We start from the raw sequence: 13062 nt of genomic DNA, 5'->3' as shown, positions 1-13062 counted from the left end.
TTAACTATTTCTTAAAAATCGAGGTTTAATGAAAGAAAGTGGGAGTATAAACCCACCCCACTATTCGCAATATTTGTCATTGCATAATCAATCGTTATTTTCCCAAATTGGATACCAAGTCCTGCCGAAGGGTTAAATGACAATTCGCGTTGATCGGTTGTAATGTCTTTCACCACATTTTGAAAATTCCCAAATCCGAACCGTACAAACACCCTATTCGCATAATCTAACTCAACACCTACTTTAGGATCCACAGCAAATTTATTTGTAGCTAAAATCGCTGATTCTGTGCCATTAGATGAACACTCCAAATCCAAAGCAGAAAGCAGAGAAAATTTTGAGGTGACAGTAACTTTATAAGATAAAGCGATGATGACCTTTGGCAAATTGTATTCCACAGAACTAATAGGAATGCTATTATTGGTTTGTTGCAATATGGCTTTTTCTTCAGTCGAAAAATTAAATTTGTAGGCGTTGAAAGTGGTAGTAATATCTCGACCCATGATTGCAAAGGCAAAATTTTTTGAATGATAACGAATACCTGCATCAAAACCAAAACCCCAGGAATTTGCAAATGCACCAAAGTTGCGGTGAATGACTTTTCCATTAACTCCAAAAGCCCATTTACCATCGCCAATTTTTTTGCCAAAGGAAAGCAACATTGCGTAATCAGCTACGCTGAATTCTTCAATTTTAGAATAGTCAATACTTCCATCAGGACCTCTGAGCCTGAGCGTGTTGGGAATTTTATCAATGGCCATTCGGATGAGCGTGAGTGATCCATAATTTGAAAAATCATCGCTAAAACTTTTCCCAAAAGCGACATAATCATAATTGCCAATTCCCGAGAACCATTCTGCATGTTGGGCACTTACCTGAAACTTTGAAGGATTGTAGGGCAATCCAGCAGGATTCCAATAAGCTGCCTGAATACTAGAAGTATTTGCAGAAACTGCACCTGCCATAGCCATTCCCCGGCCACCAATTCCAATATTGAGGAAATCATTGCTGAACTTGGGTGCTTGTGAAATGGATACTTCCAACACAAGCATCCAGACTACTAAACAAATAAAAATTCTCATAGACTATGATCTCAATAGCAAATATATGATATTTTTTTATAATATGTAAATTTAATGAGCAAGGAATGAAAAGTTCCCTATTTCATCAGAGCTTTGAATGCCTGCTTTGAAATGTAATACTTGCTGTTTGGCCCCTATCATCACTAATCATCAATCGATGTTGACCCATCCGCAAAGAAGTTTGCAGTGTATGACTATTCAAGGTTGTGCCAAGAAATGCATCATCTAAAAACCAAAAAAGCCTTGCTTCAGGATTTTTGTGGGTTGCTTTAAATATGATTTGATTTTTGGCTAAATCCAGATCTACCGGTATATAGATTGAACTGGATTGCATAGGGTATATAATCTCAAGTTCTTTGTCTTTGTATGCATCTGAATTCTGACAATCTTCCCGCCATGGTGGAAGTGAAGCATAGGACAAATGATGCTGCTTGTAAAAATATTCCATGATAGGACTCAAAACAAAAAACAAATCAGCTTGAGCTTCCGGGTCACATGCTTTTGTTACACGATACCTTTTGCTCTTGTCAAGATAAAACTGTTTATGATACTTGCACAAACCAAACGAAGTGGCCTGATGGACTGTCCAAACGGTATCTAAATCTTTACAATACATCGATTTTTCCATTCCACTATGAAGACAGACGATATTTGGATACATGATGTCGATCGGTCGTTTCCAATTCGCACTCATTTTTAAATGTGCTGCAAGATCAAACAACAAAGGAGCTGCAGTATGAACACCAATTAAACCGGGTCTTCCCAGACCATTTGAATTACCAATCCAAACTACAAGGGTGATGTCGGGAGAAATACCAACACACCACGCATCTTTAAATCCAAAGGACGTGCCAGTTTTCCAGGAAATTTCTTTGGCTATATTCAAACGATCAAAAGGCAATTCATTCCATAAATCCGGTGCCCCTTTCATTAAATCAAACATTTGGAAAATCGCTGGAATTTTTAATACTTCCCGATATTCAACATCCCATAAATTGGATTCATCGGTTTTTAATAAACTCAGGTCTTTACGGAACTTCCATTTTCGACGATCAGATTCGGCATGATATTGATTGTATTGAAATGCAAGATTCGAATATACCTTAGCCAATTCCCAGACAGAAACTTCACCACCTCCCAATATCAGACTCAAACCATAATGATCTGATGGTTTTTTAAAGGACGTAAATCCCAAATTTTGCAATTTATCATGAAATCCACTTAAGCCATATTCCTTTAATAGTCGCACGGCCGGGATGTTCAGAGATTGCTGAAGTGCGTCTCTTGCAGTGACTGCTCCATAATAGGATTTCGTAAAATTTTGAGGGGAGAAATTACCATAAGTAGTCGGTATATCTTCCATCAATTTTCCAGCATGCACAATACCTTTTTCTATAGCGGCAGCGTATAGTAGCGGTTTTAAAATACTACCAGAACTTCTCAAAGAATGAATATTATTGACCTGTTGATTAAGAATTGTGTCGTCTTTATTCTGTGAATTAGGAATGTAGCTCAATACTTTGCCCGTATTGTTATCTACAACCAAAACTGCAAGATTGTGGATTTCATTACCTCTGAATAACTTTGCATGCGGACGAATGATTTCTTGCAATTGCAATTGTAAATTCAAATCAATACTTGTATAAAATCGATATTGATGCGGATAGTTATTTATCAAATCGTCCAAAAGTCCTTGTGAATGTTGAGGAATTAAATGCAAAGTTTCAGGCAATGGTTCCTGGAGCGCCAATTCTAATTCATTTGCATTTATATATGCTTTCTTTAAGAGTTCATGCAACAGTCTATTGCGTTTATCGAATAACAAGTGTCGATTTCTTTGCAAGTGCAACCAGGATGGTTGGTTTGGCAATACAGCCAACAATGCAGCTTCGGCCCAACTTAATTCGCGATGATTTCGTTGAAAATACCTCCACAAAGCAGCATCCAAGCCAACTACATTTCCACCATATGGTGCAAAACTTGCATAATAGCAAAGAATATTTTTCTTGGAATAATTGAGTTCCAAACCTACAGCGTACCAACATTCAATCAACTTATTCCATAAACTTCTGTTCTTGTGTTTGCATAATAATCTTGCAAGCTGCATGGTTATGGTGGATCCACCACTACTGATTTCTCCTCTTTTCAAATTTAAATAAATGGCCCTTCCGATCGCTATGGGATCAATTCCTAAATGCAAATCAAACCTTTTATCTTCATATTGTTTGAGACAGGTCATATAACGATCAGGAAGGTCGTCGACGGGAGAAAATCTCCATTGACCATCACGACTTAATCGCGCTCCTAATAATTGATTTGAACTATCGTATACTACCCTTGCATAATGTTGCCTTTGCAATAATTCAGGTGCTGCTACCATAGCAGAAATCAAGAATATAATGATGAGGAGCAAAGCCCAAAACGCACACTTAAATCCTATGGATTTATTGGTAACGAATCTCGATAGACGGCGTACTGACTCTTGCATAAACAGAAGGATCATACATGGATTCACAAACGATGAGTGGTGTAGAAAATTTTCCAGCAAAACTTGCATGCAGCGGAAAACTTAGTCTTAATACTTTACCTGATTGCAAGTCAAAATAAGTTTTGACTTGATGATCTCTAAAATCCTGATAATCTACACCTTCAGGTATTGTATAGACACCACCGATACGTTCGTTGATCACTTCAAATGTAGATGGAAAATTAATAGTAAGCGCCATATTATTCATGAGTCCGATAAAATTTGTCAGGCGCACTTCAACAATAGCTTCCAGTTGATCGCCTGGTTTTATTGTTTTACCATTTCCCGATTTGTTACTGATTTTGGTGTTCAATTGAATGCCTTTCATATCTCTCACATTTTCCAAAAGGGGCTCGATACCTGCTTGAATAATGTTTACGGATAAGGGAAGGTTCGAAAGATTTTTAAAAATTAATTTATTGTCATTAGTAGTATTCAAATCGACCGAAAAGTAGTTCGAATTCATATGAATACTCTCATTTTTTCCATTCCATTGATAATCAAATTTAATTGGACTTGCCAATTTTTGACCATACAATTCAGCAACTGCTTGCAACACAAAAGACAGCTCCTGAGTATTCAAGTATTCTATCCCCCGATCAGTATCTAAAATTCTACTGAGGAGTTTATAGGCTTCCTGCTTTTTTCCAATCAAACTAAAGACTTGTGCATATACCGCTTCATCTCTGTATGTTGATCCAAAACTTTGATCATACTCCCGATAAGTTGCAATGATCGGTGCTTCCGAAGCCAGCAATTTTAAGGCTAGATCTTGTTTGCCACTTAAAAAATATGCAGCCGATAAAAAGGCAGTAGCTACTGTATTTCTTTCTTTCAATTGATACATCAAATTCATCGCCGCATACGCTGGCTTACCGTAAAGCGCTAAAGAAAATAGTTTATATGCCAAAACTTTCTGCTTCCAAGGGTACAACATCAGATCTTTTGTCTCAATGGCATTTAAGCTTGAAGATTGATACTTATACCACTTATCTAGCATATCACCCGGAATGTAAAACCCAGAATTTTTTGCAGAAATTAAGAAATGGCCTGCATAGGTGGTATTCCATTCACTCACATCTAACATTCCCGACCAATAACTGAATCCGCCATTGGCTTGTTGAAATCTTCGCAATTTGTCAATTCCGGTAGTAATGTTTGCGTTAATTTTATTTTTATCCTCCTGATTTAAATCGAGTAATTTATGGAGTAAGCTTTGTGGAAACAGAGCAGATAAAGTTTGTTCAAGACAACCATGAGGATATTGAATCAGACGCTCCGTCATATATTTCATAGACATCCCTTTTAGTGTAGAAACTTCCAATACTATTTTTCGAGTGCCTTGCATACCATAGGCTTCGAATGTAAGAATTGCGGCCTTTCCGGCTTCGATCCACAAACTAGTATATTTATGGGTTTCTGGATTTGGATTGTCAATTTTGATTTGAATTTCATGCTGCGCTTTGATGCCGTTTGCTTCTGCCGTAACTTTAAAATTCGATACACCCAATTCACCATTCGCTCTAACTTTAAAGTAAATTACATGTTCGCCAGTCCTATCCACTTGTATTTGCTTTGACGATTTGTCTAATATTTGTATGGGTCCATTTGTATGCAACTGCACATGGATCGATTTAAGTTTTGGGTCTGTCACAAAAACAGTAACCGGAACACTTAATAGATCATTATAACTCAATGACCTTGGCAACGCCAATTGAATCATTAATTCTTTTTTGACTGGAACTGACTTTTCCACAGAACCAGCAGCTTTTTCGGAATTGGCAATCAGCATTACACGGACTGCCCCCGTGTAATTTTCGAGTTTAAAAGTATGTTTGTTTTTTTTGCCCTTTTCAAGAACATGTGGACCTGAAGCTAAAATAACAGGCTTAAATCTTTTAACATTATTGAGCTCTTTACTATTTAGTCCCATATCTCCACCAATGCTGAATATTTTTTCAAATTCCCCATCCAGGTTTCCAATCACTTCATCATAATTATCCCAGGTCATTAATGCCAGTGCTTCTTTAGCCATCAGGTCGTCATAGGGTTTTGGTGTTTTAAATCGCGTAAGATTTAATAAACCTTCATCAACAATAAACAACTGGTATGCAAATTCTTTGGCCATCTCTTCGCTGACCTCAACAACAAAGCTTTCGTCAGGTTTAAGTAGTTCAGGCATTACGAGTTTGGGTAGAAGCTTTTTGTCTTTATCTTCAATTTTTAGTGGAATAATTCCAAATAAGCGAAGTGGCAAGTCGTTTAATTTATGCTGACAAGGCTGTATATAACTCACATCGACATAAATATTAGGTGCCATTCCGGATTCAAGAGAAATCTGATAAGTGGTTTGACCTGCGCTAGCAGCAATCATTTCGCTTTTGATGATTTTATTTCCTTTTATAATATTGATGGTATATGTACCTGCTGAAGCGCCTGGTAGCGTCAGATGCGCGACTTCTCCTATTTGATATAAATCTTTGTCTGCTTTGAAATGTAATATATTCACAAAATTTTTTGCCTTGTCATCAGATGGCCATCCTGTATAGAAATAATCTCCAGTCTGGTATTGATTGTTCTGATGAATAAGCTTTACAAAATATCTGTCGTATTCATCCAATTGAATATTAAAGGAGGCTATTCCATTTCGATCAGTTGTTAGTTTTTCCGATTTTATTTTTGTTTTTAAACTAGCTCCCTGGTAATAACTTGGAAAACCAGTCCGCATTTCATACCACCATTCATGACTGACCTTATACAACTCAGCGATTACAGTTCTGCCAGACAAAGCTTGTCCCGAAGCACTGACAGCTACTATTTTTATACTTTGTGGTTTTCCTCTTTCTAGACTTTTATAACCGTATGGGCCCTCAGGTATTTGAATTCCCAGATATTCATCAAACATTTGAATATTCAAAGGGTAATAATCTGTATTAAGTATTCCTGAAGATTCAGTAATCAAACTTATTAAATTGCCTTTTATATCTCCGGTCGTGTGCGTCAGAGGCAAGTCAATTCCGTTGGTTATAAATTTCCCGTTTTGATCCAGATTTCCTTTAAATACTTCCAATTCCCCTTCGACAACAGGAGTTTCAGGATTTATAAATTTATAATCGCGATACTTTTCAAAATACGGCTCTACAAGTTTATACTTTAGTTTGATCTGAGCATCCAATGAAGCAGCTTCCTGTCCATGCAACCAAAGCGCCTGCAAACTAAAATCGCGTTTAAGCGCATGCACATTTGTATTTTCTTTTAAATCCCAGTTGACTTTTATATTGTTTGGTTTGATCGTTTCTACTTGCAGATTTTTATGAAAATCCAATTGCCCACAATTGATTTTAGCGATATATGTTCCTGTAATATCGTTTCCATCGATGGGTATTTTAAATGCATAAAGTCCCATTATTGGCGCAGCAAGCGTTGATTTATAAATCAGCTTTCCTTTGGGATTCAACACGGTGAGATTTACCGGAAATTTTTGTCCCGAATGAGTTTCATCAAATAAAATTGCATTCAAATAAATTGTATCTCCAGGTCTCCAAACGCCTCTTTCTGTATAAACAGATATTTTTATACCATCTTTATTAAGTACTCCTTCCGTTTCAAATTCAGATTGCGAAATTGATTTTCCGGGTTCCAATTCCAGATAAGCTATTTGCTGATTCCACTCAGCCGTAGCATACATTACATTGCCAACAATTGAAGCCTGGTGCATTCCAGAAGCATCTGTCAGTCCTTCTTTTAATAATTGTAATTGCTTATCGTATAATTTTATATTTACATTCTTCAATGGTTTGCCACTTTGTAAGTCATATACAAATGTGTAACAAATGCCATCCATATCCATGGACTTTACTGAAATACCCAGATTAGATGCATATAGCGTTCTTTTTGCAAAATGTTCGCTATAATAATAACTCAAACTGCAAGGATCGTCTGCAGAACCATAATCATAGCCTGCCAAATAATCGTAATATGCAAAATCTCTCCAGGTAGACTTAAACTTAGGATCCCCGGAATCGTCAGTAAAAAAATCTTCGGGGATCTCAGGCAATTTCTGAGCACAAATATATTCTGTGTAGGAAGGTCTGAAGCTTAGCCGCAATTGGTACATCGCTCCAGGTTCTGTTGCGATCAATTTGCTCAAATCAAGTCCATAGCGCTTCCATGCATCGCGATTAGATCCCGGAGATAAGTTTTCCAACTGAATAGTTTGTTGTTTCACAACCCTACCCAATCGCACCAACTGATAATTGTCATTTTGACTACTAAAATTTAAATGCAAATCATATAAGACGTTATTTTTAAAAATTTTAAATACTTCAACATCAATAGCTTTTAAATTGATGGCTTCAAAAGGCAAAATAAGCTGTTCGTTAAAAGGTAATACAGATCCATTGGATACAAATCTGATTTGAGGCTTCTGTTCTACTAAGTTGTAAGGAAGCCAATGATCAGAATTTAATTCCTGGCCAGATGCTGAGCGCACTAATTTAAGCACTTTAAATTTCCCCTCTTTCGGAATCTGAGCTTCGGATAAATCAAGCTGAATACAATCTTTTTCTTTATTCAGGCCCGTTGACAGATGAAATGTATCCACTTGAATCAATCCTTGAATATCCTGTAATGGATCCAATAAATTTGAAAAGTAGATTTTGTAGGCAGCTGCTTCTTTATCCATTCTCTCAATGCCCGTGATGGTAAATTCTGATTTTGATGGAATGATCAGTTTCTCTTTTTTTATAGAAGGGCTTTTGATATCCTCAGGCAGTTCGAGACTCATCAATAACTCATAAGCTTGATCCATTTTTTGAATATTCCCGATCATTAATTCCATAATATCCGGATCCTGTTCTGATGGATGCACATTTATACTACAGTCGTTGGCATGTGGTCCTTCGATTCGAATCATTTTTTGAAGAGCTTCGGGTTCTACTTTATCATTCAAGCGCAATTGAGCCGATACATACATTTTGTGAGGATCAGTTAAATCCACACGTGGGATTCCCCATTTAACGAGAATGCTTAAGGGAATATAATGAAAGCGAAAACCCGCCCATCGCAGCTCATCCTGAATTTCAGGAAAAAGCGATTTCAAGTCTAATGTTAAATTATGATTCTGAACTGAAATATCGCTCTGTCGTTTTGGTCGAAATTCTATTCGCGAGCTGGTAATCCAAATAAATTCACCTTGTAATTCTGGTTGAATTTCAAATTTGGCATCACTCCAGACTTTGCCAATTTCATTCATGTCCACCACCGCTTTTGTAAACTCGATCGTAAAGCCTGAACCTCGATCCAATTGTTCAGAAGAATATGCGGCTATATAATCTTTATATAAATGATTGTTTTCGGCAACCCATATCACCTTTTTATCAGAACACGAAAGCAACAGCATCCATGTAAGCAATAAGGAAAAGAAATGCTTTAAATACATTTTTTTAATTTGTTGTTATACTTTAGACAATTTAAGGATCAATTCCATATACAAATCTTCTTCCCTGGCAGCACCAGTGTTCATGCCTTTAGATTTTAAGTCATACTGTTTTAAAATATCAATTGCTTTTTCAATGGATTGCATCGAATATTTAGATGAAGCATCTCTATATTCCTTAAGAAAACTCTTGAATGGCAATTTGACAATTTTATTGAGCGCTTCATCATCTAATCGAGCATAAGTTTTGGTGAGCCAGATCCTTTGAAAATGATTAAAGAGTGCACCAATGGTCATCACAAATGGATTAGATTTTAATTGACCGGCCATGTTTTTAGCAATCCAATACGATTTAGGTTTGTCGCGCAAACTCAATGCACGTTGCAACTCAAATACATTAAATTCTTTACTTATCCCGATAAACTTGGAAATCATCTGAACATCAATCTTTTCTCCTTTGTTCGCATTTATTTTAAGCTTATTTAACTCGTTTTGGTAGGTAGCCAAATCATTTCCAATAGATTCTACTAAAAGAACCAATGCCGATTCCTCCATTTCAAGATCCAGATCTTTGGCCATCATTTTTACAAACTCTTGTATCTGGTAATCACTGAGCGCTTTAAATTCAAAAAAAACCGATCGTTCTTTTGCTTCTTTCATCCATGCAGACCTGCCATCAGGTTTCTTTGAAAAAACCAACATTAACAGGCACTGCGGATTAGGACGCCTTAAAAACCCCAAGAGCGCTTCCATGTTCTTCAATTCATGGGCATCTTTGACGATAATCAGTTTTCGGTCTGACATAAATGGATATTCACGAGCTAAATCTACCAGAGCCTGGGTCGTGAGATCTTTTCCATAAGCGATCAGTTGATTAAAATCCTGATGTTCTTTAGGAATAAATTGTTCTTGTAATGTTTTAACTATAGCATCTGTAAAAAACAACTCTTCAGAATAGATTAAATAAACGGGTTTAAATTCCCCTTTCAATATTTCTTTTATAAATTGCTTATAATCCATGTTAACAATTGATCTTGTAAAGTTAAGTCTGACAGCTTTATCTTTAAGGCTTAATTGTAAAGAAGATGCCTGAAAAACTGATATTTATTACGAATGATGATGGAATTTTTGCACCCGGCTTACATGCTCTGATTAAAATCGCAAAATCATTTGGCAAGGTTGTCGTAATTGCCCCAAACAGCCCACAGTCAGGTATGGGGCACGCCATAACCATTCACCAACCCATCCGGCTTCACAAATTAAAAAATTTCCAAGATGTTGAAGCATATGAGTGTTCAGGCACTCCCGTTGATTGCGTTAAATTGGCGAAAAATGTAGTTTTAAAAGATCAAAAAATAGATATTTGTTTATCTGGGATCAATCACGGCTCAAACGCTTCTATCAACATCATTTATTCGGGCACCATGTCCGCGGCTATGGAAGCATCTTTGGAAGGAATCCCCTCCATTGGATTTTCCTTACTCGATTATTCATTTGAGGCTGATTTTATGGCATGCGAATCTTTTATTAAAGCTATTCTTGAAACAGCTTTGAACAACGGAATCAAAAATTGCAATTTATTGAGTGTCAATATACCTAAATTAGAAGCTCATCAAATTAAAGGAATCAAAGTTTGTAAACAAGCGGAAGGACGTTGGGATGAAGAATTCAAAGAAGCCAAAGATCCCCGCGGTGAAAGTTATTATTGGCTCACCGGTAAATTTGTAGCCGAGGAGCCTAAGGATGATACAGATATCTGGGCTTTAAATAATGGCTTTATCAGCATTGTACCTTCAGGCCATGATTTGACGGTTTACCCGGCCATTCCATCCAACAAACATTTTGAAATGACTAAAAAGCCGATCTCTCTAATTTCAGAATCATCATAAAATATTTGCAAACAAACTATAGTCTGGATTTATGTTCGAAAATATTTATCAATATAACAAAACCTGGATTGGGCTCATCATTGGCATACTTGTTCCCTTCACAGCTTACGGAATACTTTTGAGTCTTTATGATCAATTAGACCAATGGGAAGTATTCAATCCGGTAGGACTGACAGCCACTTTCAGAGAGCGCACTGTCGCTCTGTTTGCCCTGGTTTGCAATGTGCTTCCTATGCAAATTTTTGGGAAAAGGCATATGTTATTTGCAATGAGGGGCCTGATTTTTCCAACATTGATATATGTAGCTTTGTGGATGTATTATTATGGACTTGATTTGCTTGGATGAATAAGCCATTTAAAATTTACATCATTGCCGGAGAAGCTTCTGGTGATTACCATGCAGGCATGCTTCTCAAGGCTCTCAAAGAACTGAATCCTCAAATTGAAGCCAAAGGCTGGGGTGGAAATTCACTCAAAGCTGCAGGTATGGAAATAGAAATACCTTATGAAAAGACAAATTTCATGGGCTTTGTTGAAGTCATCAAAAACTTAGCTTACATTTTAAAATTATTCAAAACTACAAAAAAGTCAATCCAAAATTTCAAGCCCGATTTATTGCTACTGGTCGATTATCCCGGTTTTAATTTAAGAATGGCGCAATGGGCAAAACGTCAAAATTTACCCGTGTTTTATTTTATTGCTCCACAAATTTGGGCATGGAAAGAATCCAGAATTAAAATTATACAGGAATGTGTACAAAAACTATTTGTGATACTTCCCTTTGAAAAAGAATATTTTAGCAAATTCAATATACCAAGCTCATACCACGGTCATCCATTGATGGAACGCATTGCAGTTTTTAAATCGGCAATCGGTTTCAGGAAGCAATGGAATCTGAATAACAAATCCATCATCGCTATTTTGCCCGGCAGCCGCAAACAGGAAATTCAATTATTATTGCCTGACTATTTGGATGCTGTAAAAGGAGAATGTAAATACCAGGTTGTGATAGCAGGAATGCAACAACATCGCGAACTCTATCATCAAATACTAGAATCAAAAAAAATGAATTTTCCCATCGTTTACGATGATATGTATTCATTGCTCAAACACAGTAAAATGGCAATGGTTACATCAGGTACTGCCAGTCTTGAAACAGCATTATTTGGCGTACCTGAAGTGGTGTGTTATAAAGGAAATATATTCTCCTACTGGATTGCACTTAAATTGGTAAAAATTAAATTCATTGCATTAGCCAATCTTATCGTCAATAAGAAGATCGTGGTAGAACTCATTCAAAATGAATGTAATCCTGATCGAATTCGTTCAGAAATTGATAACTTAAAAAATCCGCAGTACCGAAATACTGTCAAATTAGAATTGAAAATATTACAGGCAAAGCTGTTCGAAATTGGATGTTATCAAGAGATCGCAAAAGATTTTATGAATTCCATTTCTACTTTAAAAAACGAAAGATGAGTTTACTTGACAAATTAATCTGGGACAGTGCCAAGAGAAAACAAGAAATGCAGCAATTCTCTGCAAATATTAATTGGAGCTATAACGAACTCGGGAATCCGGGAATCATCAAGCAATTAAAACAATTTAAATTATTCAAAACAGGCAGCTCCCGTAAAATAAAAAATGTAATTTATCATCAAGAATTGCAAACCAACTACCATATTTTTGACTACCAATATGAAATCAATACCGGCAAATCGAGCCACGTTTACAGACAAAGCGTTTTTTTTGGAGATTCTAAACTTTTATCACTTCCCGAGTTTTATCAAAAACCTGAAGATTTTTTGGAAAAGTTGATGCAATTTCTTGGAATGGATGATATTGATTTTGAAAAATTTCCAGAGTACTCAGATAAATATCATCTCAAGGGAGAATTTGAATCAGTCATAAGATATTATTTCTCAGAGGATATCCTCACCTTACTCTCCAATCAGTTCAGACTGCATATGGAAGGAATGCATTATTATTTTATTCTATACCAGAATAAGAAAATTATACCGGCTGTACAGTTGGAATCTTTTAAAAATCTTGGTTTGATGTTATCCGAATTATTCCATGCAAAATCCTCCGAAGCTTCTGACTTACTCAACACCTGAGTGCAAGGTC

At 36.5% G+C, this 13062-nt stretch carries 8 protein-coding genes; 4 read left to right on the top strand and 4 right to left on the bottom strand.

The features are described from left to right. Nucleotides 1–11: 11 nt before the first annotated feature. The 4 genes from IPM92_05365 to holA form a co-directional block, all read right to left on the bottom strand. Nucleotides 12–1082: a hypothetical protein gene (locus tag IPM92_05365; GenBank protein MBK9107811.1), complete on the bottom strand. Its 1071-nt coding sequence runs from the start codon at nucleotides 1080–1082 to the stop codon at nucleotides 12–14. 85 nt (nucleotides 1083–1167) lie between these two features. Next, nucleotides 1168–3570, bottom strand: a complete 2403-nt coding sequence (gene pbpC / locus IPM92_05360; GenBank protein ID MBK9107810.1) for a penicillin-binding protein 1C — start codon at nucleotides 3568–3570, stop codon at nucleotides 1168–1170. Further along, nucleotides 3527–9049: a hypothetical protein gene (locus IPM92_05355; GenBank protein MBK9107809.1), complete on the bottom strand. Its 5523-nt coding sequence runs from the start codon at nucleotides 9047–9049 to the stop codon at nucleotides 3527–3529. Before IPM92_05355 ends, pbpC begins: the two co-directional genes overlap by 44 nt. Nucleotides 9050–9064: 15 nt before the next feature. Continuing rightward, nucleotides 9065–10066 (bottom strand): DNA polymerase III subunit delta, encoded by a 1002-nt coding sequence (holA, locus tag IPM92_05350; protein MBK9107808.1) that lies wholly within the window; start codon nucleotides 10064–10066, stop codon nucleotides 9065–9067. 65 nt (nucleotides 10067–10131) lie between these two features. Between holA and surE the strand changes: the two genes are divergently transcribed. Genes surE through IPM92_05330 form a run of 4 tightly spaced genes read left to right on the top strand, consistent with a single transcriptional unit; the run spans nucleotide 10132 to nucleotide 13052 of the window. Then, on the top strand, nucleotides 10132–10935 hold the full coding sequence (gene surE / locus IPM92_05345) for a 5'/3'-nucleotidase SurE (protein MBK9107807.1): 804 nt from the start codon (nucleotides 10132–10134) through the stop codon (nucleotides 10933–10935). 31 nt (nucleotides 10936–10966) lie between these two features. After that, nucleotides 10967–11281, top strand: a complete 315-nt coding sequence (locus tag IPM92_05340) for a hypothetical protein (GenBank protein MBK9107806.1) — start codon at nucleotides 10967–10969, stop codon at nucleotides 11279–11281. After that, complete coding sequence (lpxB, locus tag IPM92_05335; protein MBK9107805.1) at nucleotides 11278–12414, top strand: lipid-A-disaccharide synthase; 1137 nt, start codon at nucleotides 11278–11280, stop codon at nucleotides 12412–12414. Before IPM92_05340 ends, lpxB begins: the two co-directional genes overlap by 4 nt. Further along, nucleotides 12411–13052 (top strand): hypothetical protein, encoded by a 642-nt coding sequence (locus IPM92_05330; protein ID MBK9107804.1) that lies wholly within the window; start codon nucleotides 12411–12413, stop codon nucleotides 13050–13052. Before lpxB ends, IPM92_05330 begins: the two co-directional genes overlap by 4 nt. The last annotated feature ends 10 nt before the right edge of the window (nucleotides 13053–13062 follow it).

This window comes from Saprospiraceae bacterium (assembly GCA_016719615.1).
In the GTDB taxonomy this organism is placed as follows: domain Bacteria; phylum Bacteroidota; class Bacteroidia; order Chitinophagales; family Saprospiraceae; genus Vicinibacter.
Note: the sequence above shows the minus strand (reverse complement) of the source record. Positions and strands in the feature narration are given on the sequence as shown.

Excerpts from the sequence above, each read along its gene's own strand:
- lpxB (MBK9107805.1), top strand. The coding sequence starts at position 11,278 with ATGAATAAGCCATTTAAAATTTACATCATTGCCGGAGAAGCTTCTGGT.
- IPM92_05355 (MBK9107809.1), bottom strand. The coding sequence starts at position 9,049 with ATGTATTTAAAGCATTTCTTTTCCTTATTGCTTACATGGATGCTGTTG.
- IPM92_05340 (MBK9107806.1), top strand. The coding sequence starts at position 10,967 with ATGTTCGAAAATATTTATCAATATAACAAAACCTGGATTGGGCTCATC.
- pbpC (MBK9107810.1), bottom strand. The coding sequence starts at position 3,570 with ATGCAAGAGTCAGTACGCCGTCTATCGAGATTCGTTACCAATAAATCC.
- IPM92_05330 (MBK9107804.1), top strand. The coding sequence starts at position 12,411 with ATGAGTTTACTTGACAAATTAATCTGGGACAGTGCCAAGAGAAAACAA.
- holA (MBK9107808.1), bottom strand. The coding sequence starts at position 10,066 with ATGGATTATAAGCAATTTATAAAAGAAATATTGAAAGGGGAATTTAAA.
- IPM92_05365 (MBK9107811.1), bottom strand. The coding sequence starts at position 1,082 with ATGAGAATTTTTATTTGTTTAGTAGTCTGGATGCTTGTGTTGGAAGTA.
- surE (MBK9107807.1), top strand. The coding sequence starts at position 10,132 with ATGCCTGAAAAACTGATATTTATTACGAATGATGATGGAATTTTTGCA.